The 23,412-nt window shown below is 40.2% G+C and carries 17 protein-coding genes and 1 tRNA gene; 10 read left to right on the top strand and 8 right to left on the bottom strand.

Annotation, left to right across the window (positions count from 1 at the left end; translation table 11 throughout):
• Nucleotides 1-49 precede the first annotated feature (49 nt).
• From bshC to B4Z90_RS24630, 4 genes are all read left to right on the top strand, one after another.
• The gene (gene bshC, locus B4Z90_RS24645; RefSeq protein WP_070562559.1) at nt 50-1,639 is read left to right on the top strand and encodes a bacillithiol biosynthesis cysteine-adding enzyme BshC; all 1,590 of its coding nucleotides are present in this window, start codon (nt 50-52) and stop codon (nt 1,637-1,639) included.
• 340 nt (nt 1,640-1,979) lie between these two features.
• Complete coding sequence (locus tag B4Z90_RS24640; protein ID WP_254667657.1) at nt 1,980-2,273, top strand: carboxypeptidase-like regulatory domain-containing protein; 294 nt, start codon at nt 1,980-1,982, stop codon at nt 2,271-2,273.
• Between the two features lie 123 nt (nt 2,274-2,396).
• On the top strand, nt 2,397-3,203 hold the full coding sequence (locus B4Z90_RS24635; protein WP_254667656.1) for a hypothetical protein: 807 nt from the start codon (nt 2,397-2,399) through the stop codon (nt 3,201-3,203).
• Between the two features lie 36 nt (nt 3,204-3,239).
• Nucleotides 3,240-5,117, top strand: a complete 1,878-nt coding sequence (locus B4Z90_RS24630; RefSeq protein ID WP_286803600.1) for a hypothetical protein — start codon at nt 3,240-3,242, stop codon at nt 5,115-5,117.
• Nucleotides 5,118-5,268: 151 nt separating this feature from the next.
• On the opposite strand, the gene ctlX is transcribed toward B4Z90_RS24630, so the two are convergent.
• Nucleotides 5,269-6,219 (bottom strand): citrulline utilization hydrolase CtlX, encoded by a 951-nt coding sequence (gene ctlX / locus B4Z90_RS24625; RefSeq protein WP_070562556.1) that lies wholly within the window; start codon nt 6,217-6,219, stop codon nt 5,269-5,271.
• Nucleotides 6,220-6,794: 575 nt separating this feature from the next.
• Between ctlX and gcvP the strand changes: the two genes are divergently transcribed.
• The 3 genes from gcvP to B4Z90_RS24610 all read left to right on the top strand — a co-directional run bounded on the left by gcvP (nt 6,795) and on the right by B4Z90_RS24610 (nt 11,584).
• A complete protein-coding gene (gcvP, locus tag B4Z90_RS24620; RefSeq protein ID WP_286803598.1) occupies nt 6,795-9,668 on the top strand; it encodes an aminomethyl-transferring glycine dehydrogenase in 2,874 nt (957 codons plus the stop codon).
• Between the two features lie 205 nt (nt 9,669-9,873).
• On the top strand, nt 9,874-10,530 hold the full coding sequence (locus B4Z90_RS24615) for a hypothetical protein (RefSeq protein WP_286709765.1): 657 nt from the start codon (nt 9,874-9,876) through the stop codon (nt 10,528-10,530).
• A gap of 226 nt (nt 10,531-10,756) precedes the next feature.
• Nucleotides 10,757-11,584, top strand: a complete 828-nt coding sequence (locus B4Z90_RS24610; protein WP_286709764.1) for an N-acetylmuramoyl-L-alanine amidase — start codon at nt 10,757-10,759, stop codon at nt 11,582-11,584.
• A gap of 72 nt (nt 11,585-11,656) precedes the next feature.
• Here B4Z90_RS24610 and idi read toward each other — a convergent pair whose 3' ends face one another.
• From idi to B4Z90_RS24575, 7 genes are all read right to left on the bottom strand, one after another.
• A complete protein-coding gene (gene idi / locus B4Z90_RS24605) occupies nt 11,657-12,196 on the bottom strand; it encodes an isopentenyl-diphosphate Delta-isomerase (protein ID WP_286709763.1) in 540 nt (179 codons plus the stop codon).
• Between the two features lie 76 nt (nt 12,197-12,272).
• The gene (locus tag B4Z90_RS24600; protein ID WP_201639933.1) at nt 12,273-13,586 is read right to left on the bottom strand and encodes a nicotinamide mononucleotide adenylyltransferase; all 1,314 of its coding nucleotides are present in this window, start codon (nt 13,584-13,586) and stop codon (nt 12,273-12,275) included.
• 79 nt (nt 13,587-13,665) lie between these two features.
• The gene (locus B4Z90_RS24595; protein ID WP_201639932.1) at nt 13,666-14,208 is read right to left on the bottom strand and encodes an NUDIX hydrolase; all 543 of its coding nucleotides are present in this window, start codon (nt 14,206-14,208) and stop codon (nt 13,666-13,668) included.
• Nucleotides 14,208-15,944, bottom strand: a complete 1,737-nt coding sequence (locus B4Z90_RS24590) for a phospho-sugar mutase (protein WP_286803597.1) — start codon at nt 15,942-15,944, stop codon at nt 14,208-14,210. The genes B4Z90_RS24595 and B4Z90_RS24590 overlap by 1 nt, the downstream gene beginning before the upstream one ends.
• Before the next feature lie 32 nt (nt 15,945-15,976).
• Nucleotides 15,977-16,660 carry a hypothetical protein gene (locus B4Z90_RS24585; RefSeq protein ID WP_286767693.1) on the bottom strand — a complete coding sequence of 228 codons (684 nt, stop codon included), beginning with the start codon at nt 16,658-16,660 and terminating at the stop codon, nt 15,977-15,979.
• Between the two features lie 17 nt (nt 16,661-16,677).
• On the bottom strand, nt 16,678-17,442 hold the full coding sequence (locus B4Z90_RS24580; RefSeq protein ID WP_286803595.1) for an enoyl-CoA hydratase/isomerase family protein: 765 nt from the start codon (nt 17,440-17,442) through the stop codon (nt 16,678-16,680).
• Between the two features lie 36 nt (nt 17,443-17,478).
• Complete coding sequence (locus B4Z90_RS24575; protein ID WP_286803593.1) at nt 17,479-20,151, bottom strand: carboxypeptidase-like regulatory domain-containing protein; 2,673 nt, start codon at nt 20,149-20,151, stop codon at nt 17,479-17,481.
• 124 nt (nt 20,152-20,275) lie between these two features.
• On the opposite strand from B4Z90_RS24575, the gene purD reads away from it, so the two are divergent.
• From purD to B4Z90_RS24560, 3 genes are all read left to right on the top strand, one after another.
• Nucleotides 20,276-21,550, top strand: a complete 1,275-nt coding sequence (gene purD, locus B4Z90_RS24570; RefSeq protein WP_286803592.1) for a phosphoribosylamine--glycine ligase — start codon at nt 20,276-20,278, stop codon at nt 21,548-21,550.
• 89 nt (nt 21,551-21,639) lie between these two features.
• Nucleotides 21,640-21,711, top strand: a tRNA-Glu gene (locus B4Z90_RS24565).
• Between the two features lie 308 nt (nt 21,712-22,019).
• Nucleotides 22,020-23,330, top strand: a complete 1,311-nt coding sequence (locus tag B4Z90_RS24560) for a site-specific integrase (RefSeq protein ID WP_286775220.1) — start codon at nt 22,020-22,022, stop codon at nt 23,328-23,330.
• Nucleotides 23,331-23,412 lie beyond the last annotated feature (82 nt).

Below are 23,412 nucleotides of genomic sequence, written 5' to 3'. Positions count from 1 at the left end.
GGATTTTCGTTATCAATTAAGAATAGAGAATAATTAATAAAATTTGCAGATGAAGGCAACTTATATTGAATATAGTGAAACAAATAGCTTCTCCAAGACTTTATTAGCCTATTTGGCACATGATGAAGCCTTAAAACCTTTTGTTGGGAATTGGCCTACCTGGGCTGGTTTTGAAAAGCAATTGAACGAAAAGAAGAAATTTGAACACAGGGAAATTCTTGTTGAGCGTCTTAAAAAACAATATGGCGAACTATTAAAGGATTCTCCTGCTGTAGCGGCCAATATAGAACTGTTGCTCGACCAAAATTCCTATACCATTACAACTGGGCATCAGCTCAATATTTTTACGGGGCCTTTATATTTTATTTTTAAAATCATGACGGCAATACGTTTGTCTGAAGATTTACATGCCAAGCATCCTGATAAAACGTTTATTCCAGTATATTGGATGGCAACTGAAGATCATGATTTTGAAGAGATCAACCACACCAGAGTCTTCGGTAAGAAAATTGCTTGGGATACTCCTGCTGTTTCTGCTACGGGGCGAATGGATACCGCAACAATCGTTGATGCTGTGAAGCAGTATACCAATATTTTAGGGCTTTCCGAAAATTCGACCAGGCTGACACGCATTGTAGAAGAAGCCTATTTGAACCATGATCGATTAGCAGATGCAACACGGTATATGGTCAATGAGTTGTTTAAGTCTTACGGTCTTTTGATCGTCGATGCAGATGACCGGGAATTGAAGGAACTGTTCAAGCCAATTATTAAGGAAGATATCTTCTCTGAAAAAAGCTTTAAGGCAATAACAGCGCGATCGGAAGAGTTGGAATCAAATGGTTTCTCTACCCAAGTGCATGCCCGTGAGATTAATTTCTTTTATTTGACGGACGAATTTAGAGAGCGTTTAGTACTGACTGCTGACGGCCGATACGAAGTATTGCACCAGCATATTTATTTTACCAAAGCAGAGCTGGAGCAGGAGATCGAGTGTTATCCAGAGCGTTTCAGTCCAAATGTGGTCATGCGGCCGATGTATCAGGAAATTATACTTCCCAACCTTGCTTATATTGGCGGTGGCGCCGAAATGGTCTATTGGATGCAGTTAAAATCCAACTTTGACCAATATCAGGTAGATTTTCCAATTTTGATCCCTCGTAACTCAGCAATGATTACCGAGGACAACGTTGCAGCTAAGTTGTTTCGTGTTGATCTTACATTTAAGAGTATTTTTCGGCCGGCAGAAGTGCTGAAAAAAGAGTATGTTCGACGTCATACCAAAGAACGACTGAATCTCAATGACGAATGGATGGAGCTGAACGCCATTTTTGGTAAGATAAGGTTAAGAACTCATAAAATAGATCCAAGTTTGGGTCCTAGCACTGAAGCCGTAAAAGCACGGTTAAAGAAAGCGATCAATAATTTGGAGAAAAAGCTGATGAAAGCTGAGAAGCGGAACCATCAGCATGCTTTAACGGATATTGATAACGTGAAGGAAAAGCTTTTTCCGGGTGGAGGACTGCAGGAGCGCTCTGAAAATTTCGCTTTGCTTTATGTCAAATATGGTGATAGCCTCTTTAGGGACCTTTACAAGTACTTTAATCCATTGGATTTTAAGTTTACAATTTTATATTAGAAAGTCAGCTTCGGCTGACTTTTTTGTGATATTATTGGGCAGAAAGAATTTTCAGTTTGCGTTCTTTTTGTTACTGTCTGCTAAATCATGATGTTTGCAGTATCGGGATATTTCTATCCCTATCTTAAAATACTTTTGTTGCCTTTTCCGGTATTGTCTTTTTTTCCTAAAGAAGTTTCATTTTGTTTATATACACGTTGAAATGCTTTGTTTATAATTTCATAATATTTCGTTTAGCTCCTGTTAACAGTTCCGATGTAGTTTTGCTTTCATTATCACAACCAACAACTAAATGAAAGAATTTCTTCTTACAACGTGTGCCATCGCACTTTGAACAGGGTTGTACGCACAAACGACCCAAGCGGGGTTTTCCGGAAAGATTACGGACGAGAACAACAAAGGGGTTCATGGTGCTTCCATCGAAGTACGGAATGAATCGACCGGTTTCACAACGAAGACCTCAACCAATGCAAATGGTGATTTCAACTTTAAGGAGTTGCCTTTAGGTGGTCCCTATACCGTCAAAGTAACTTATATAGGTTATGGCGAACAAGTTCGTTCGGGATTTAATTTAAATCAGGGTGATATTGTACGCTTGACCATTCCTATTCAAAACACGTCGAATGTATTGTAAACTGTTGAATTAACAGGAATAAGTACGCTGAAGAATAAAATAGAAAATCTAGGTGCCGCTACCGCGGTTACAGCCAAGGATATCGCGAAGTTGCCTGTCAACGGCCGGAATTTTACGTCGCTAATGGATTTGTCTCCTTTGAGTAAGGGCGATAATATCGGTGGCCAGTTGGGCTCTTCTACCAATTTTACCATCGATGGTATGAATGCCAAAAATCCGACTTCTGCAGGTTCGACAACCAGCCGTAGCGGCGCACCTTTCTCCATTTCGATAGAAGCAGTCCGGGAATTTAAAGTGGTCACCAACCAGTATGATGTGACCTACGGAAGAGCGGGCGGTGGAACCGTTAGTGCGGTGACCAAACAGGGAACAAATCAAACGCACGGAAGCGCTTGGCTTTATTCAAGGGCCGATTGGTTGTCCAGTCCCTACGATATCAGAGGAAACAAACGAAGCAATGATTTTTCTACCTATCAATATGGATTTACATTGGGCGGTCCGATCATTAAAGACAAATTACATTATTTTGTTGCATGGGATCATCAACGGGATGCCCGCCCACTGATTATTGCGGATATCAATTCTCCCGCAGATGAAAAACGTTTCAATGTTACTCAATCTACCTTAGATGAGTATATTCGGATAGGTCGTGAAAAATATGGATTGAGTAATGATAGGCAATATGGTTCTTTCGATAAAAAACGTAATTCTGATGCTGTTTTTGGTCGTATAGACTGGCAGATCAATGAAAAGAACTTATTGACAATACGCAATAACTTTACAAGTGACCTCAATAAACTTGGTCTGGAGGATAATACCGCTATCAATTTATATGAATCATACGGAAATGACAAGAATATTGATAACAGTTTTTTAGCAACTTTACGGACTTCCATTTCCCCCAAGCTTACTAATGAACTGAAATTGTAACACCTGTATACTTTTCAAAAAAGTAGTCCTGGCGACATGTTGCCTAGTCAAAACATTCCCCGTGCCATTGTTGAGAATGTGGTGTCTACCATTGATGGAAGTAATCTGTCGACCAACATCCAATTAGGCGGTCATCGGTTTGCCCAGGAGTCCTTTAAGAATAATGTCGTACAGTTGGTCAATAACTTGTATTATAGCACAGACAATATCAATTATACTTTTGGTGTGGATTTGATGTATACACATGCAAATTCGATTTACGGAAGTGAAGTCAACGGACGTTTTCATTTTAGGGACGATGCGACCAATACGGCATTGCAAAATTTTGCAAACTTAAAACCTTACGCATTTTACCGGGAAGTTCCCTTAGTGGCAGATCCAACTGTTATTGGAAAGATATTTAATGCTGGTGCGTATGGACAGTTGCAGACTAAATTGGCAAAAGGATTGGATTTGGTTGCGGGACTACGATTGGATTATGGTCATTACCCAACCTCTCCACTGAATGAAGAATTATTGAAAGAAGTGGGGGTGCGTACAGATCACAAGTTGAAATCCTTTGTAGTACAGCCGCGTTTCCAGATGACTTGGGATGTGAATGAAGAAAGAAAAGATTTTTTCCGTGTAGGGGCAGGTATCTTTGCATCTGATATTAATAATTATATGACCATCAATAATTTAACTTTTGATGGGAAGCATTTCGCAACGGTAGATGTTCGCGGTAACGATGTACCTACGCCTAATTTTGTGGGGTACAGACAAGATCCGTCAAAAACGCCAACCTTGGCTCAATTTCAAGTGCCAACGATCAATACCTACGGAGCTGATGCGAAAATACCAGTGGTGTACAAGGCCAATGTTTCTTACACGCACTTCTTTACCGAAAAATTAAAAGCAAGTCTTTCAGGATATATGAATCTAGGACGCAACAACTACATGTATGTTGATCGTAATATGGTTCAAGATCCGTTCTTTAGATTGGCGAATGAAGATAATCGTGGGGTATTCGTACCGGCGACGGCTATTGTAAATGGTGTTCCAGATTGGAAACAGGGAAGGATTTCCAATAAGTTTGGACGCGTGTTAGAACTGAACTCTGAGGGAAAAGTAAATCAGTTTGCAGTTGTATTGGATGCAAGTTATCAGTACTACAAAGATGGATCGATTTCTGTAAGCTACACGTGGAACGATGCGAAAGATAACACATCCTACAATGGAAATGTTGCCAATACAGCGACCTTATCGCTGGCGGTAAAAGATGATCCAAGAGATTTGAGTAAGATGAGCTATTCGAATAATCAATTCCGAAACAAAATTGTTATTTATGGTACACTACCTACATTTTATGGTGTCAGTGTAGGGGTTCGTTATTCGGGAATTGGTGGAACACGCTACAGCTTACTTGCTGGAGGTAACATCAATGGCGATTTTGTATCCAATTCGAATGACTTGGCCTTTATTTTCGATCCCAATAGTACAAACACACCAAAAGCTTTGGCTGATGCCATGAATACCTTGTTGGCGAATGGTGAAGCCAGTCAAAGTCTGAAAGATTATATTAAAAAGTATGAAGGTAAGATGGCGGAAAGAAATGGTGGTATTAATGGTTTTTACGGTTTGATTGATTTAAGAATAGCTAAAAAATTCAACCTCTACAAAACGCATGCTTTGGAGCTTTCTGCAGACGTATTCAATGTCGCGAATCTCTTTAAGAAAACCTGGGGAGTCAATGAATCTTTAGGTAACCAATCGTTGTACGCTGTATCAAAAACCGCGGCAGCAAATGGTAATCCCGAAATCCCCGCATTCGATCCCGTGAAGCAGCAGTTTAATTATAGATTGAACAACTCTGGTATTGTGTCACCTTCAGGAAATCCGCTCCAATTCCAATTGGGATTGAGGTATTCGTTCTAAATTGGCTGGAGAAATTAGATTGTTTTAGAAAAGGTAATGCCCCTTGGAGCAATGGCTTCAAGGGGCATTTTATTTGTTTATTCGTAAGCCTAAAGTGGTAGAGTAGACCTGCTAAAAGGATGTTTTCCGCTAGCATCGTGATATTTGATGGCTAGCTCAGTATTTTTTCTTTCGGAAGAAAAACTTCGGCCATCATGTGGCGTACACTTCCACCACCACAGGTCTCGATAACATGTAGATCCTGATGGATGATTTTACCATGCTTTTCTAATTGCGCTGTTTGGTATAAAGTCAATGAGGATAAAGCCTGATTGCTCAGGACAATAAACCGATTCCCATATTTGTTTCTCACTTGGAGGCAGTTTGCCGCAAAAGATTCGAGTTGGTTCTCGTTGATTTCAATGATCTCCTTGCCTGTATCTTTCAAACTTTTCAGTAGGGTTTTGAGCTCGGCGGGATCGTCAATTGCCTGCGGACATAAGATGGCAAAGTCTTCGCCTACGGCTAGCACCACATTGGTGTGATAGATAGGTCTCCGCTCTCCATGGACAGTTTGGAAGGCGTGAAATACAACAGGTGTATAGTTTTCAGTTCTGCAATATTCATCGAGCATACTTCTGTCCGCCCTTTCGGATAAGGCACAGTAGGCTATACGGTGAGCTCGGTCCAAAACGAGTGCGCCAGTGCCCTCCAGATATTGTTTATTGTTTTCGGCTTCACTGAGATCCTTAGTCAGTTTTACATAATAACCGTTTTGCTTCAATGGACCTTCGAAATCCAATAAATGTTCTTTTCGACGATTTGGAGCAAACATAGGATAGAAAATTATTTTTCCATCCTGATGAAAGGAGACAATATTATTGGGGAATATACTGTCGGGGCTTTCTGATTTTTCGTCGTCCTGAATGACAGTCACCAAAATTCCATGTGACTTCAATTCATTTACTAGCGCGTCAAATTCTCCTTGCGCTTCTTTGTTGACTTCTTCTGTACTGAGATTTTCGATATCCTTTTGGAAAAAGTTGTTGACCGCAGTCTGTTCATTTTTACGGAAGACAGAGGGTCTTACTAAAAGAACGCTGTCTGTTACCTGTTTTCTCATGGTTTATAATCGTTACTTCGCTGTTTTATATTCGTTAAAAAGAAATGATATTCGTTTTTTGTGATAATTTACATTTGTCAAAAGAGATGCTTCCCTAGCTGGATAATGTTTTCTTTGTTAAGATTTCTGATCGCAACATACCCTTGATATCAGTTGTTCTTAGCAAAAAAGTGTATATCGTTATTTCGAAGTCACTTTACAATTGGTACATATACTAATTTATTGAAAATTCATGGGCATTGCAAAAAAGGATAGTGAAGTAATGAAAGAAATGCGGGGGTGAAATAGCAGATAACCCTATCTTTTTTTAAAATTGTGGCAAGCGATTGTTGTATTGTTTGTTATATTTATAATGAACAACTTGTATGTTTGAGGTTATTCCAAAAATTAATTGACAAAGACAATCGATTGCATTTCGGTGGCTCAGTAAAACTGACTTTTTATCCACTTTTTTGCTTCGTTTTCAGTCATTTATTTTGCTATCTTTGCTCATCCAAAAAACGACTGTTTATAAGAGAGTTAATTGCCTAATTATTATGTCGCTAACTATCTATAAGCGTTAACTTTTTGCACACATGAGCAATATACACTTCCAAGAAAAATTCGAAAGTCGCCACAATGGCCCAAGTCCAGTTGAAGCGAATGAAATGTTGGCTAAATTAGGCGTTTCGTCAATTGACCAGCTTATTGACCAAACGGTCCCTTCTCAAATTCGTGCTCCAAAGCCTTTAAATCTTCCCAAAGCATTGTCTGAGGTAGCCTATTTAAAGCGTATTGCGGAAATCGCTGAGAAAAATAAAGTTTTTAAATCTTTTATTGGTCAAGGTTACTACGATGTAATCCTTCCGGGCGTCATTCAACGCAATGTATTTGAAAACCCAGGATGGTATACGCAGTATACGCCTTATCAGGCGGAGATTGCACAAGGTAGGTTACAAGCTTTATTGAACTTCCAGACTGTAATTTGTGATTTCACAGGTTTAGAAATTGCCAATGCCTCTTTGTTGGATGAAGCTACGGCTGCAGCTGAAGCCATGTTTATGCTTTATTCAGCTCGGAAAAATAAAGATGCTAATGTTTTCTTGGTGTCGAACAATGCCTATCCGCAGACGATTGATGTATTGAAGACCCGTGCTTTGTCTTTTGGTATCGAGCTTAAAATTGCGGCTATTGCTGAATCAGAATTAACAGACGATGTATTTGCTGCATTTGTTCAATATCCTGCTGCTGATGGCTCCATTGTCGATTATAAATCATTTGCGGCTACAGCTCACAGTAAGCATATTACCGTGTGTGCGGCGGCAGATTTGATGAGCTTAGCATTATTAACGCCTCCGGGAGAATGGGGTGCAGATGTTGTTGTTGGTAATTCGCAACGTTTTGGTGTACCGATGGGCTTTGGTGGTCCTCATGCAGCCTATTTTGCGACACGCGACAGCTTTAAACGTAATATCCCTGGTCGTATCATCGGTGTTACTTCCGATTCAAATGGAAAGTATGCATTGCGTATGGCTTTGCAGACTCGTGAACAGCATATCCGCCGTGATAAAGCTTCTTCAAATATTTGTACTGCACAAGCTCTTTTAGCGATTATGGCTTCTTTCTATGCCGTATACCATGGCCCTGAAGGAATCAAAAATATAGCATCACGTATCAATGCATTGGCCAACCTATTGGATCAAGCAATACAATCATTGGGTTATACGCAATTGAATGCAGCTTATTTTGACACACTACGTGTAGACTTAGGTGCACATGCTGGTGCTTTGAAATCTGAAGCATTAAATAACGAATTAAACTTCTATTACAATGGTTCGGAAGTTTCAATTGCTATCGACGAAACAACGACATACGAAGATATCAAGACAATTGTCAAAGTATTTGCTAAAATTCAAGGTAAAACATTGAATGACGTAGATTTCGATGCATTGGAAGAGAATTTAGGTTCTTCAATTCCTGCCGATTTAGTACGTACTTCTGCCTACTTAACACATCCAAACTTTAATAGCTATCATTCTGAACATGAGATGTTGCGCTATATCAAATCTTTGGAAGCAAAAGATTTATCGCTTTGCCACTCGATGATTCCATTGGGGTCATGTACGATGAAATTGAATGCTACAGCCGAAATGGTACCAGTTACTTGGGCGAGATTTGGTGGTTTGCATCCATTTGCTCCTGCAGATCAAACTTCTGGATATATGCAAATGATTGGCGAATTGAACGATTGGTTGTCTGAGATCACTGGTTTTGCGAAGATGAGTTTCCAACCAAATTCAGGAGCACAAGGGGAGTACGCTGGTCTGATGGTTATCCGTGCTTACCATGAGAGCCGTGGTGATCATGGGCGTAATATCTGTTTGATCCCTGCTTCTGCACACGGAACCAACCCGGCTTCTGCTTCTATGGCAGGTTTAAAAGTGGTCGTTGTGAAATGTGATGAATTAGGAAATATCGATATTCCAGATTTAAGAGCGAAAGCGACTGAACATGCTGCAAACTTGAACTCACTGATGGTGACTTATCCTTCTACACACGGTGTATTTGAAGAGTCGATCATTGAAGTCTGTGAAATTGTTCATGCAAACGGCGGTCAGGTTTATATGGACGGTGCGAACATGAATGCACAGGTTGGATTGACAAGCCCAGGGCATATTGGTGCCGATGTTTGTCACTTGAACCTCCATAAAACATTCTGTATTCCTCACGGTGGTGGAGGTCCAGGTATGGGACCTATCGGTGTTGCGAAACACTTAGTTCCTTTCTTACCTAATCACGAAGTGGTTTCGACTTCTGGTGAAGAGGGTATCTCTGCTGTTTCTGCAGCTCCATTTGGTTCGGCATCGATCTTGCTTATTTCCCATGCCTATATTTCAATGATGGGTGGTGAAGGTTTGACAAATGCGACAAGAACAGCAATATTAAATGCAAACTATATTAAAGCGCGTTTAGAAAATGCATATCCTGTACTTTATTCAGGTACTAACGGACGTTGTGCACACGAAATGATCTTAGATTGCCGTGGATTCAAAAACTTTGGTATCGAGGTTGCAGATATTGCAAAACGTTTGATGGATTATGGTTTCCACGCACCCACTGTTTCTTTCCCTGTTGCAGGAACATTGATGGTTGAGCCTACTGAATCAGAGTCTAAGGCTGAATTGGATCGTTTCTGTGATGCATTAGTTGCTATCCGTGAAGAGATCGCAGCGGTTGAAGCAGGAGCGGTAGATCAAGCTAACAATGTACTGAAACATGCACCACATACCGCTTCGGTTGTAACCGCAGATGAGTGGGACAGACCCTACAGCCGTCAAACAGCCGCATACCCCTTGGAGTATGTAAGAGAACGTAAATTCTGGCCTTCGGTAGGTCGTGTAAACGACTCTCAAGGTGACCGTACATTGATTTGTTCGTGTCCATCTATTGAAGAGTACGCCGAAGCATAGTCTCGGTAGCTATAATATAATGAAGGCCTCTATATTCGTATAGGGGCCTTTTTTGTGCAATCTGTTCAGGTGCATGAGTAAAAGAAAAATAGAACGGTACTCTGGTTAAACTTTACCGTCGAAGGATCGTATACAAACAGATTTTAAAATTTAGATTAATTATATTATTTTGTTCTTTTTGGCGTTTTAATTAAAACTGATAATCATGAAAAGACAATGGAAAGTAATGCCTGTTCTCTTAGGACTGGGCCTTTTGGTCGCGAGCTGCGGCAACAGCAAATCCAGTGAAGGGAGTGAAGATGCTAAGGAGAAAGAGGCTGGGATTTCGGATGTAGTTAAAGGAGTATCCAACTTGGATAACCTGAGTGATGGAGCAAAAAAATTGGAAGACCTTCAAGCCAAACTTAAATCCGAAAAACCATTAAGTTCGGAAGAGTTGAAGGCTTTTTTACCGGAAAGCTTAGATGGTTTAAAAAGAACTTCCTATTCTGGCGGATCCATGTATGGGGCAGAGGTTGTATCTGGAGAGGCGACATATACTGTAGATAACCAAAAGGAAATTAAAGTCAATATTATTGATGGGGCGGGCGAGACAGCTTCGGCAATCGTGGGCTTAGCGCAAATGGGCTTCATGGTAGATTCAGAGAAAATTACAGATACTGAAATAGAAAAAACTGGCGAGTTTGAAGGCAAACGGGCAAAAACAACGGATAGCAAAGGAGTGGAAGGCTCAACGGCGAAAAATTCCGAAATAAGTTATCTCGAGAAAGATCGCTATTTAATTACCCTTCGGGGAAATGGGTATAGCCTGGACGAGCTAAAAGGTTTTTTGCCAAAATTAAACCTCAGCGCACTAAAATAATAAAAACGTAATTATTCTATAAAGAAGAAATGCATAGTTGATAGGGAAAAGCTCAAACATTGGTTTGGGCTTTTTTTAAAACTGTATTGTCCCAGTTTAACAACCAACATTGTCCCACATATGCATGAGAAAAGAGCGTTTGGAAAATATCCCGGACAATAAGATGGACTTAATAAATTTGCTTTTGTTGGCAAATTTGCTTTAGTTTGCGTTGAAACATTTCGTTATGAAAATTGTAAAATTATCAATCAATCTTCTTGTCGCGACAGCATTGCTTGCGTCCTGTGCGGGGGGGAAATACGCAAAGACTGAAAAGGTATATAAGAAGCAAGCAAAAGAATTGTCAAAACTCTATAAACAATCGCCTGTTACCGGTCAATTGGAGAAGGTGAATGTCAAAGATCAACAATGGATCGCCTCGATTAATTTCGGTATCCGTAAGCCCAATTTTGTTGTTATTCATCATACAGCACAGGATTCCTTGGGACAGACCATCCGTACATTTCATTCCGCGAAAGCAGGTGTAAGCTCCCATTATGTGGTCGGTCGGGATGGGAAAGTAGTGCAGATGGTCAATGACCTCTATCGTGCGCATCATGCAGGGTTGGGGAAATGGGGCAATGATACGGACCTCAATTCTTCTTCTATTGGCATTGAGCTAGACAATAATGGGACCACTGACCCTTGGACTGATGCACAGATAAATGCCTTGACGCAGTTGCTGGCCTATTTAAAAACGACTTATAGAATTCCGCAGGCAAATTTTATTGGACATATGGATCTGGCACCAACTCGAAAAAACGATCCATCACGTTTTCCTTGGAAAAAACTGGCTGATCAAGGATTCGGTTTTTGGTATGAGGACTATTTAGAGACGCCGCCAGCAGACTTTAATCCGAAAATGGCATTACGTATCATCGGATACGATGTGAGTAACCTGGATGCAGCAATAAAAGCATTTAAGATTCACTACATTCAGCAGGACGTAAATACAGCGTTCATGGGAGAGAATGACCTTAAGATTCTTTATTCCATCTATAAAAAATTCTTATAGTGCTTCACCAAACGAAAGAAAAAAGATCCTGCTTTTTAAAAGGCAGGATCTTTTTTGTATGGTATATGACCGTTATAATTTGTTTTTATATATACTGAAATACGTATCAAAAGCACGTTCATAGATGAGTTTGAACCAGGGCGTAAACTGCTGGGGTGCCTGTTGTATTGCATCTTGAATTTCCTGCCGATTCAAGTATTTTGTTTCGGCAACTTCTTCTTCGTTAAATTCTGGAGTTCCATTAAATTTTCCAAATAAGACATAATCGAATTCATGCTCCGTAAGTCCGTTGTCAAATTGAGCCTTATAAACGAACGAGAAGGTATCTTGAAGGTCCATTGCTGTAATGCCCAGTTCTTCCATTAAGCGCCTTTTGGCGGCCTCTACGTTAGTTTCTCCCAGACGCTGATGCGAGCAACAGCTATTGGTCCAAAGTCCGCCACAGTGGTATTTACTTAAAGCTCTTTGTTGCAGCAGTAATTCATCTTGATCATTGAACAAAAATACACTAAAAGCACGGTGCAATAGCCCTTTTTCATGGGCTTCATATTTCTCCATGCTACCAATCATATTGTCATTGCTGTCAACCAGGATTACATTTTCTTGCGTCATAAGGCATAAAAATAAAGATAGCCCAATTTAAGAAAATTGGGCTAGATAATGAATTTAAATTTTGCAGACGATTTGCTTATACGGTTTTTACAAATTTCTCGTCGTAATTTTCAATATCGATGATATAGCCGTTTTTAATTAAGAATTCAAACAAAGGTTTGGCTTCTTCAGAAACGGGCATATTGTGCGTCGTAATAATCTTATTTTCTTTTTTCAAGAGATAAGGATATGCATAGAGTTTCACATTTTTGTTGAACATTCCAGAGATATAGGAAAGGAGTTCATTTGTGTATAGCTCTTTATTATAATTATCTGAATTGAAAATGTTCTTTAAATTGTAAACGTTGGTTGCAATTCCAATGTTTTTGGGCTTAAAGTTGCTTATAAACTCTGCTAAATGATTATTTCTTCTAAAGTTGCTCACGATAATATTATTGCCTGTTGCACATAATTCGTCAGCTCTAGAAGCAAATTCTTGAAGGTCCTCACCTGTAATTTCATGCGTGTCTTCCAGGACATTTCCCATCAGCACCTCAATTAATACAATGGTGTCTGCGTCAGTTGCACCCGTATTTTTTTTGAACTGTTCAACGGCAAGATTGAAGAGATCAAAGTTTGGAAGGGATTTCTGACGGTATTTGGTACGAAGTAAAATAATGTTCTTTTTGTACAGATAATCTTTGATTTGTACTGCTTTGCCATCAGGCTGGAATATTGCGGCTTTAGCAAATCCCTTTGCGATCAGGTATAAGTTGATGAGACGTTGGTTGACGTTTTCAAACAGCGGTCCGTTTAATTTAACCAGGTCAATCTCAACGGAACCAACAGAAAGGTTATCGACCAATGATTCGATCATGGTCTGCACATTGTCTGTATAATAATAAGCTGCAAATAACAGGTTAACACCAATGATACCTAAAACTTTTTGTTGTAATTGGTTGTCGCTGTCTAGCAGTCTTACATGGACAATAATATCATTTGTAGGGCCTCCCACTTCATGCTGGAAGCGAAGTCCGATCCAGCCATGAGGTTCATTTGTCTTCGTGAAATTGAGCGTTGTTACGGTATCTGCAAAGGCAAAGAATTTTTTGTTGCAGTATTTATCGCCATGAAGCCGTTGAGTAAGAAGATCGAATTCATGGGAGAGCATTTTCTTTAAACGTGTTCTGCTGACGTAACGACCATCAGCCTCTTCACCATAAATCGCATCACTGAAAGCCATGTCGTAAGCCGACATTGTTTTAGCAATTGTGCCTGATGCTGCTCCTGCGTTGAAAAAGTTACGTGCGACTTCCTGTCCAGCACCGATTTCTGCAAAGGTTCCATAAATCTCTGGGTTCAGATTTATTTTCAGGGCCTTTCGTTTGGTTTCAAAAATTTCTCTTGCCATGACGCAAAGGTACAAAAATCAGCATGCTAGTGAAAATTAAAAGTATGAATGAAAAAAACAGAATAAAATTAGGCTTGTTTTATAACAAGCCTAATTTATTAAAAGCATAGAATAGTGCACTCGCATGGAGTGCCTGGTTGAATTTGTTGTCCAGTAGCATCCTTTTCGCTTCTTCAAGCGGTATACGATAGACTTCGATTTCTTCATGTTCATCTAAGTCCTGTTCCTGAACTTTTTTGCCGCCTGTCATCAGATAAGTATAAGTGATATTGCCACTTGTCGCCGGATTGGCATAAAGTGTGGCGATCTCTTCAATCTGATCAAATTGATAGCCTGTTTCTTCAAGCATTTCACGCACAGCGGCATTTTTAGGATCTTCTCCCGCTTCTGTTGTCCCTGCGGGAATCTCCAATGCAATAATGCCGGCTCCATGGCGGTATTGCTTAATGACCAAAAGCTCGTTCTGCTCAGTGATTCCGATCATATTGACCCAATCGGGATACTCCAGTACGTAATAATGATCATTGATCCGTCCATCCGGAAGCTCACAAGTATCTCTGCGCAGCGTGGCCCAAGGCTCTTTACAGATATATGCAGAGGATAATAGTTTCCACTTGTCCATTAGCCTACAATATCTTTCATCATACGGTCAACCTTCTCTTCCAAAACAGTTTGCACATCGACATAATCTGCCGTATCCGTTAAGTTTTCTTTTACAGAACAGTAAAATTTAATCTTGGGTTCTGTTCCTGAGGGTCTGGCAGAGATCACATCGCCATCTACTGTAATAAATTGCAACACATCAGACTTTGGTAACGAGATTGCTCTTCGCTCCCCTGTACTCATATCTGTGGTTTGGGAAAGTTGGTAGTCCCTGATTTCTTTGACTTTTATTCCTCCCAGTATCGTTGGTAGATTGTGACGTAGGCCATTCATCATGGCTTGAATTTCTTCGGCACCAGCTTTTCCTTTTTTTGTAAGAGAAATGAGCTTTTCTTGATAACAGCCAAATTCTTTGTAGATATCTAACAGGACTTCGTAAACTGTTTTTCCTTTTGTTTTGAAATAGGCGGTCATTTCGGCTAGGAAAGCACAAGAGTTTGGAGCGTCCTTGTCACGCACTAAATCGCCTACTAAGAAACCATAACTTTCTTCTCCGCCCACAAGATATTGTGCTGAATCACCTAAATTGGTAATCAATTCACCGATATATTTGAAGCCAGTAAGGGTTTCATAGTGTTTTACACCATAGTGATCTGCAATATCGGCTTGTAAGTTGCTGGTGACGATGGTTTTTACAATATATGGATTCGATCCGAGTTGTTTTAGCTCATTTTTTGCGCTTAAGACATAATATATCAGTAGACTTCCGATCTGATTACCATTGAGCAGTTGGAATTCGCCCTTACTATTTTTTACGGCAATACCTACACGATCGGCATCAGGGTCTGTTGCTAATACAAGATCAGCATCAATTTCTTCTCCTTTTTTCTTTGCTAAGGCCATCGCATCTTCCTCTTCGGGGTTTGGATAGATTACTGTTGGAAAGTTGCCATCAGGGGTGGCTTGTTCAGCAACGACTGAAACATTTTCAAATCCCCAGGCTTCCAGCATTTTAGGGACAATAGTAATTCCGGTTCCATGTATCGGCGAAAAAACAATTTTCAAGTTTTTTTGAGCGAGTACCGCTTCAGGATGAATACTTAATTTTTTATTGGCGTCAATATAGAGCTGATCAATTTCATCGCCGACGGGAATGATATTGTGTGTGTTCCCTTCAAATTTAATGTCGTTCACAGCATTGATTGCGTTTACTTCATCGATTACATTTTTATCATGTGGCGCAGTCAGCTGGCATCCATCATTCCAATAAGCCTTATAACCATTGTATTCCTTTGGGTTGTGCGAAGCCGTTAGCATAACACCACTTTGACAGCCGAAATGGCGGATGGCGAACGACAGCATTGGGGTCGGGCGCAATGCCGTGAACAGATGTACCTTGATGCCGTTGGCTGCAAACACGTTGGCAACCAGCTGGCCAAAAGCCTGCGAATTGTTACGGCTGTCATAAGATACCGCTACTTTAATCTCCTGATCTGGGAACTGTTTCTTTAGATAGTTGGCTAATCCTTGCGTGGCTTTGCCGATCGTATACTTATTCATACGATTAGAGCCAACGCCCATAATGCCTCTTAAACCTCCGGTTCCAAATTCAAGATCCTTGTAAAAAGAATCCGTAAGTTCCGTCTCCTCATTATTGTCGATTAAATCCTGAACTGCTTTTCGAGTTCCTTCATCATAACTTGGGGTTAACCAATCTTCGATTTTCTTTTGTATGTCCTTATCTAAATTTTTCATTATCGTTAAGTTTGGTTAAAATTTACAAAATACTATGCGTCACATCCGGCATAAGCGCGGTCTATGACTGTAATATACCATTTTTCTCCCTCTTTTGTCACATGAAAAACAAAGGGTTCCTCATGCTCATTGGAGGTCATAATGGCTCTATAACTTCTGGATTCTATATTTCTTAGTCGCTGTAATTCAGTATTACTAATTTTGGCATCAAGAATTTCATTCATGAACTTTGCCGTTTGAGATAGTTCATTCGGGCGGGATTTTTTATCATAATAGAATCCGGATTTATCCCACTTCATCGTACCACAATCAAAAATAGGTAGTTTTCCGGACTTCAAAGGGCCCTTGTACGTTAACTTTTCATAAGAATGATATTCTGGCACAGGTTTAGAAAAATTAAAACTGTTTTGGTGTACATAAGAGTCAAGTGCGCCGGGACGGTAGATCATATAAATTCCCAATTTGGGATGTACATAGGAATTTATTGTTTTACTGTCCTGTTCTGCATATGCCTTGGCAAGTTTCTCCAATACCTCCTCCAGCGTTTCGGAGTTCTCTTTCTTTACTTCCTTTTCAGTCGTGTCAGGTTTTTGTAGGGTATCCACAGGAATTGAATCCTGAATGATTTTTACAGCCTTATCCTCTTTTTTGCTATTTCTACAGGAGATCGTGCTAGCAGTGAGACAAATAAGAATAAAGAAAAAGAGATTTCTCATGATGATTTTGTTTAATATTACTTCTTTGAAGTCAAGTTTTCAATGATTGACTTTAAAATAGAGCGCGTTGACGGAAGCCACCATTGTTCGAGGATGTGCTGGATTGTCTCTTCTCTATTCTCGCGCAATTTAAGGATTATTTCCTTTCGGAAGTTCAATTTGGATGTCTGCCATGTCTTTTGGTTGAACTGCGTGATCTGTTTTAATTTTTTTGCTGCGGTATTGAAGAGTATATTAGCGGGAACAATGTCATCAATAAGACCCTGTGTTTTTGCTTCTACAGGAGAAAGCAATTTAGCTTCGAGCAAATTCTGATACGCATTCCGTTTTCCAATCCAAAACGCATAAAGCTGAAATATACTTTCAGGGACGATTAGTCCGACAGGAATCTCGTTAAGACCGATCACGAAATTCCCTTCGGCCATAATCCGATAATCACAGCAGAGCGCCAGTACGCAGCCCCCAGCGGGGCTATGACCAGATATTGCAGCAACTATTGGTTTTGGAAAAGCGGCGAGTAGCGATGTCGCTTCCAGAAATAAATTCCAGAATTCGCGAATTTGTTCTTCATCATATTGGAATAGGGTAATTAGATCAAGTCCTGCGCTAAAGAAGTTTTCCTTGCCAATCAATATTGCACCATAAATAGCTTCATTTTGCTGGGAAGATTCCAAGGTATCTATCAGTTCCTTCAATAGCTGTGTGTCTATGGCGTTTGACTTTCCCCTGTCGAGGAAAATGCTTAAGATATGATCTTCTATTTTGGTTTTAATATGTTCCATAACCTTGTTTCTAAATTTAACGATTTGTTTGCTCTGCTATTGTGGTTTTACCGCTATTAAATATTCGAGATGAGCAATTTTGCCATCCATACTTATTCCCTCAACGGTTAGTTTGTAGGTTCCGGGTTCGTCAGAAGTGAAGAATTCGAAATGTGTTTTCCCATCTTTTGGCGTGATCAGATTCGGTTCCCAGGCGATTGTTGTCCTTAGGTCGCGTGTAAGCTTATTTTGGATTGTTGCATCGTATTGGGGTTTGAAAAATGTTCGAGGCACATATAACCCTTTTGGCGTGATGGTTACAATGCCTGTGGGGGTATACGATGAGGAGATGGCATCTCCCGATTTACTGGTAATCACGATAACACCGTTGCCCCCATACATGCCATAAATTGCCGTGTTTCCAATACTACGCAAGACTTCAACACTCGCAATGTCGGCCGTGTTGATCATATCTATTTGTTCGGGTTCAATATACATTCCATCGAGAACAACTTGCATCGGACTATTCATCGATCTTGTGCTATAAGGGATACCATTTCGAAAAATAACACCATTTAGCCGTCCATTGAGGCATTGAGCAAATGTAGCACAGCCGGATAATTCGTCTGCAGAGATGACTTGATCGGCGTTTCCTGGCCCATTCAGGTTTCTGGAGTTTTTGTCGGCTTTAGTTGTTCTTACCCTGTTGACCTGTACCTCTTCCAATCGGATACTTTTTTCTATAATACCAGCCGCTTCCAATTCGCCAAGAAACTGTTGACTATTTTTCAGTTGTGTAAGCAAGGTGCTATTGATGTCGTTAAGCAACAAGGGTTGATCTTTACTTGCATTAGGTGGTGGGGTGAGCGGGTTGTCGATAACAATATCAACTCTTTTTTTCTCTTTAGGGCCATCACCTGTCACAATAAACTTGACACTGTCTGCAAATAAAAGTTCGTCAAATGAAAATCGGCCATTATTATCGGTCAGTGTATCTATACTCAGCAACATGTTGCTCGTCGGTATAATTGTTACTTTGGCATTTGGAACGACAGCCTTGCGGGCCGTTTTCTTGATGGTCCCAGCTATGGTAAGCCCTTTTTCAGGAAGGAACGCAGCGGTTGCTGTACTTGTATAATTCTTCCAGTCCAACTTGCGCCAACCTTGGATCAACATAAGATTGTCCAGCTCTGTCAGTCTAATGTTCGTTAAATCCTCAAAGTAATAATTGGGACGTTCAATAAAGCCACGAAGATCAGATTTCAATAGGAGCTCCGAGACAATAGATGAATAATAACGGTTTGTCGTGGAATCAACCTTGCTGAGGTTTACCACTGATGCGGAAAGCGCGGCAAACCTAGTGGTGTCACTATCATCATATTTAACGGAAAGATTAGCAATCACTTTATCGCGTGTTGTGAAGCTAAGCTTGTTGAGTTCTACGGCGACAGGAAGTAAGGTCGATGTCGTATTGTAGTTAAACACCAATCTTTCCACAATAGGAACCATTTGATCTGTTAAGATGGATAATTGTAAAACTCCAGAAGGCAGGTTTTTTTTGGGGATATTGAATAAGATCTCCGTTCCATTTAATTTCTGCTTAGCGGCATGAAGTACAAGGCCATTGTATTGGGCTACCAGATAAATATCTTTGCCATTGACCAAGTCTGCAGTAGCGGAAAGTTGCGCTGCAATCTTATCCTTTAGTACCGAATTTACGGTTAGAACATATCCGGAATTCTGTACAGGCGGTAATGACGCACTTGTTGACGATCCATCTTCGAAGAGGGCTGTAGCGACGTATTTTTTTCCTGTCTGTAAGACGAGCGGGATACTTCCCATTCCCAGTGAATTTGTTTCAAAATCGGCAACTGTTGTTTGATTTTCCTCCACAACTTTTATTTTTGCTTTTTTTCCTAAACCATTAGGGCTAAGGATTTTGAACCCAGTTTTGGATAATATGTTGTTGACTAGTTCGCCACTTTCGGGGAAAATTTGGATGCTATTTTGGTTGTTTGGATCCGGGATGACAAAACTTTTTAGAATACGTCTTTTATCCAGCGAAAGAAATTGTAAAGACAGTGTCCCGCCTTTAAAATCATCTTTCAATTCCAGCGCTATTGTTCCATTATCGTTTGATTTCAGTCGGCCGGATTTCTCTTTATTGTTGTTCGGTTGTAGGGTATAACTGATGTTGTTATTAATCAGCGGGGCTCCCTGAATGGTTTTCAGATTAATCTGGAACATGTTTTCTGTTCCGTTTTTGACCAGTTCACTTTTCGTTATGATATGATCAGATCGACCATTTGTAATGGGGACGACGCGTTCATAGAAATTGGCTACAGAGTCATTTTGCATCCATCGGGTAAATGATCTAACGCGGTAGGAGCCTTCTTCCAAAGTGTCCGGCAGATTGAAGTCGCCTATACTTAGACCGAGTGTAATAGGAATTTTGATACTCTTAATGATCTTATTGGTGGGAGAAATCAATTCTACATTAGCAATTTTACTGATGTTGCTCAAATAATTAAAAGGGGCGGTGGTACAGTAAAGTTTAAACCACATGGTTTCGCCAGCCGAATAATCATTTTTGTCCAAATGGAGATAAATCTTTTCCTTGATGTGCCGTTCATGGTAAGTATCCAGTTTCTGCAAGGTCTGATCGATCTGGGCCGACGCCAGCGAAGTGAATAGCAGGCAGCTTACTAACAGCAGTAATTTAGCGTACATATGACTAATGTTTTATGAAAATTAGAAAATATTTTTCCTTTAATCAATTTATAAATCAAAATATTAGTCTCATTTTAAACGATCTGATACCTTAAAATTAGCATAAAAAAAATATCTTTGTGTTATGAATATCCTAATAATCGGTTCAGGAGGTCGTGAATCCGCCTTCGCCTATAAGTTGTCGAAAAGTCCACGTTTAGATCAATTGTTTATTGCTCCAGGAAATGCTGGAACAGGTGCGTATGGTCAGAATGTAAATATTAAAGTTACTGACTTTGCTACTATTGCTTCCTTCGTTTTGGAGAATAACGTGCAAATGGTGCTCGTCGGTCCAGAAGAGCCTTTGGTAAAAGGTATTCATGATTACTTTTTAAATCGGGAAGATTTAAAAAATATCCCGGTAATAGGGCCGCAACAGGAGGGGGCTCAATTGGAGGGCTCAAAAGATTTTTCGAAGCAATTTATGGATCGCCATGGCGTACCTACTGCCGCTTCAAGATCGTTTGATGCAACATCATTGGAAGATGGATTGGCTTACCTTGAAACGCAAAAATTGCCGATTGTGCTTAAGGCTGATGGTTTAGCTGCAGGCAAAGGAGTGTTGATCTGTGAGACGCTGGAAGATGCTAAAGCAGAGTTAAAGGCGATGATCGCAGATTCAAAGTTTGGAGAAGCTAGCCGAGTTGTGGTTGTTGAAGAATTCTTAAAAGGAATTGAATTGTCTGTTTTTGTTTTGACAGATGGGAATTCATATAAAGTGCTTCCTTCTGCAAAAGATTACAAACGTATTGGAGAGGGGGATACAGGCCTAAACACGGGTGGTATGGGATCGATATCTCCGGTTCCTTTTGCAGATGAGACATTTTTAAATAAAGTAGAAGAGCGTATTATCAGACCAACAGTTGAAGGACTTAAAAAAGATGGCATTCCATATAAAGGATTTATTTTCATCGGTTTGATGAATGTGGAAGGAGAGCCTTATGTCATCGAGTATAATGTTCGTATGGGAGATCCAGAGACTGAATCTGTATTGCCGCGTATTGAATCGGATCTGTTAGATTTGCTGGAAGGTGTTGCACAGGGTAATCTGGAGCAACGTTCCTATACGGTATCTCCTAAAACTGCCGTAACTGTCATGTTGGTTGCGGGAGGTTATCCTGGAGATTATGAGTCGGGAAAAGAGATCGCCAATATTGAAAATGTCAAAGAATCCATCGTATTTCAAGCAGGTACGAAAGAAGTAGATGGTAAGATTGTTACTGCAGGTGGACGTGTAATTGCTGTTACCACATTGCAAGATTCGCTGTTCGAAGCCCTTCAGCAGGCAACTGCAGATGCCGGAAGGATATATTTTGAAGGTAAATACTTCAGAAGAGATATCGGTTTCGACCTTATTTAAAAAATATTTAAAATTATTTTTGGAATACTGATTTTAAGGTCTATATTTGCAACTCCAAAAACAACAATGTTATTGGAGTTGCATTAAAAGGCCCGTTCGTCTAGGGGTTAGGACGCAAGATTTTCATTCTTGAAACAGGGGTTCGATTCCCCTACGGGCTACAGATCTAAAAGTCAAAACATACAAAAGCCTGCAAATTAAATATTTGCAGGCTTTTTTGTTTTTCAGTATCTACAAAACTTACACGAATTCCCAATAAAAAAGTGAGTCATTCAGTGAGTCATTTTCTCCAACATGGCTACTCACTGAAACATGTTTAATATTTTGATTATCAGCTTATTCAAAGATTAAACATCTTGATCCGTTTTAGTTGCAAGGCTAATTTTGCATCGCTGAAATCTGTTTTTCAGTGGTGATGCAGAGCTCGCCGCAAAGGCGGCTCGGTTTGTTTCACTTAAATGATGTTGTCATGAGTACAAATTATTCCTTGCTCTTCTATCTGAAGAAACCCAAAAATTATGTTAACGGCCCCAAACCGATCTACATGCGGATTACCGTAGATGGTATCCCAAAAGAAGTCTCCACAGGGCGAGAATGCGATCCTTCGAAATGGAGTTCCAAAGCTAATCGTATGAAAGGCACAACAGAAGTTGTCAAAACCATGAACAGTTACCTTGATACCCTAGTCAGCAAAGTAGGTACGATCCATACGGCCATGACGGCTGCCGCAGAGGAAATTACAGCAGAATCCATCAAACTAAGGTATCAGGGAAAGGATATTAAGCGAAAGCAATTCCTTGATGTATTTAGGGAACACAATATGCAGATGGAAGCATTGCTCGGCAATGGATTCAAGCCCAATACGCTCAAAGGGTATAAGACCTCTTTATTGCATATTTGTGGATACCTTGAGAAAGAATACAGGTCGCAGGATATTGACACAAGAAAGATTGACCATGCTTTTGTCGCAGGGTATGAGTTCTTTTTGCGTGCCACGATGAGCTGTTCTGCCGTGTCGGCAGCAAAATACATGAAGCACCTTCGCAAGATCATCAAGATCTGTATTGCGCATAGATGGATAACGGACGATCCATTTACCTTTTATAAGATCAAGGCGAAAGCTAAAGAAAAAGAATTTTTAACCGATGCGGAACTTCGGAGGATAGAGGGGAAATTATTCAAGATACCAAGACTTGCACATGTCCGTGATATCTTTGTCTTTTGTTGTTACACTGGACTTTCCTATGCAGACGTGAGGAAACTTAAATGGACCGATATTGCTGAGGGAGTGGATGGAAAACTCTGGATCTTCACAAGCAGGGAGAAAACCGAAACATCATCAAATATTCCGCTATTGCCCAAGGCTCTTGAAGTCATTGAACGGTATCGTACCTATCCACCATGTGTGGCAAAGGATATGGCACTTCCTGTGCTGAGTAATCAGAAAATGAATAGCTATCTCAAGGAAATTGCAGACCTATGTGAGATCACCAAAGAACTGACCTTTCACAAATCACGCCATACGTTCGCCACTTCTGTGACACTTGCCAATAGTGTTCCTATTGAAACAGTTTCAAAGATGCTTGGACATACGGATATCAAAACCACACAGCATTATGCGAAGTTATTGGATAACAGGGTTGCCGTGGATATGGAAAGACTGGAAAGAAAAATCGAGAATAAACCGGCCTCTGCAAATCAAGCTAAAATCGCGGAGCGATGTACCCCTCAGGCATTTACTTTTATAAAGACAGACCATAACGGGAGAAATATTGCTTAATAACAAAAGGAAGCGGTACATCGTGTATCGCTTCCATATTAAATAAAAAATATGTTATCCTTCCTCAGTAGAGAAATAGCCG

This window comes from Sphingobacterium sp. UBA5639, assembly GCF_002421245.1.
In the GTDB taxonomy this organism is placed as follows: Bacteria; Bacteroidota; Bacteroidia; order Sphingobacteriales; family Sphingobacteriaceae; genus Sphingobacterium; species Sphingobacterium multivorum.
The sequence above is the reverse complement of the archived record's forward strand: the minus strand, read 5'-3'. Positions and strand labels throughout refer to the sequence as shown.

Bases quoted from the DNA above. Each gene is read 5' to 3' on its own strand.
- bshC (WP_070562559.1), top strand. From the start codon at position 50: ATGAAGGCAACTTATATTGAATATAGTGAAACAAATAGCTTCTCCAAG.
- B4Z90_RS24635 (WP_254667656.1), top strand. From the start codon at position 2,397: ATGGATTTGTCTCCTTTGAGTAAGGGCGATAATATCGGTGGCCAGTTG.
- B4Z90_RS24630 (WP_286803600.1), top strand. From the start codon at position 3,240: ATGTTGCCTAGTCAAAACATTCCCCGTGCCATTGTTGAGAATGTGGTG.
- ctlX (WP_070562556.1), bottom strand. From the start codon at position 6,219: ATGAGAAAACAGGTAACAGACAGCGTTCTTTTAGTAAGACCCTCTGTC.
- gcvP (WP_286803598.1), top strand. From the start codon at position 6,795: ATGAGCAATATACACTTCCAAGAAAAATTCGAAAGTCGCCACAATGGC.
- B4Z90_RS24615 (WP_286709765.1), top strand. From the start codon at position 9,874: ATGAAAAGACAATGGAAAGTAATGCCTGTTCTCTTAGGACTGGGCCTT.
- B4Z90_RS24610 (WP_286709764.1), top strand. From the start codon at position 10,757: ATGAAAATTGTAAAATTATCAATCAATCTTCTTGTCGCGACAGCATTG.
- idi (WP_286709763.1), bottom strand. From the start codon at position 12,196: ATGACGCAAGAAAATGTAATCCTGGTTGACAGCAATGACAATATGATT.
- B4Z90_RS24600 (WP_201639933.1), bottom strand. From the start codon at position 13,586: ATGGCAAGAGAAATTTTTGAAACCAAACGAAAGGCCCTGAAAATAAAT.
- B4Z90_RS24595 (WP_201639932.1), bottom strand. From the start codon at position 14,208: ATGGACAAGTGGAAACTATTATCCTCTGCATATATCTGTAAAGAGCCT.
- B4Z90_RS24590 (WP_286803597.1), bottom strand. From the start codon at position 15,944: ATGAAAAATTTAGATAAGGACATACAAAAGAAAATCGAAGATTGGTTA.
- B4Z90_RS24585 (WP_286767693.1), bottom strand. From the start codon at position 16,660: ATGAGAAATCTCTTTTTCTTTATTCTTATTTGTCTCACTGCTAGCACG.
- B4Z90_RS24580 (WP_286803595.1), bottom strand. From the start codon at position 17,442: ATGGAACATATTAAAACCAAAATAGAAGATCATATCTTAAGCATTTTC.
- B4Z90_RS24575 (WP_286803593.1), bottom strand. From the start codon at position 20,151: ATGTACGCTAAATTACTGCTGTTAGTAAGCTGCCTGCTATTCACTTCG.
- purD (WP_286803592.1), top strand. From the start codon at position 20,276: ATGAATATCCTAATAATCGGTTCAGGAGGTCGTGAATCCGCCTTCGCC.
- B4Z90_RS24560 (WP_286775220.1), top strand. From the start codon at position 22,020: ATGAGTACAAATTATTCCTTGCTCTTCTATCTGAAGAAACCCAAAAAT.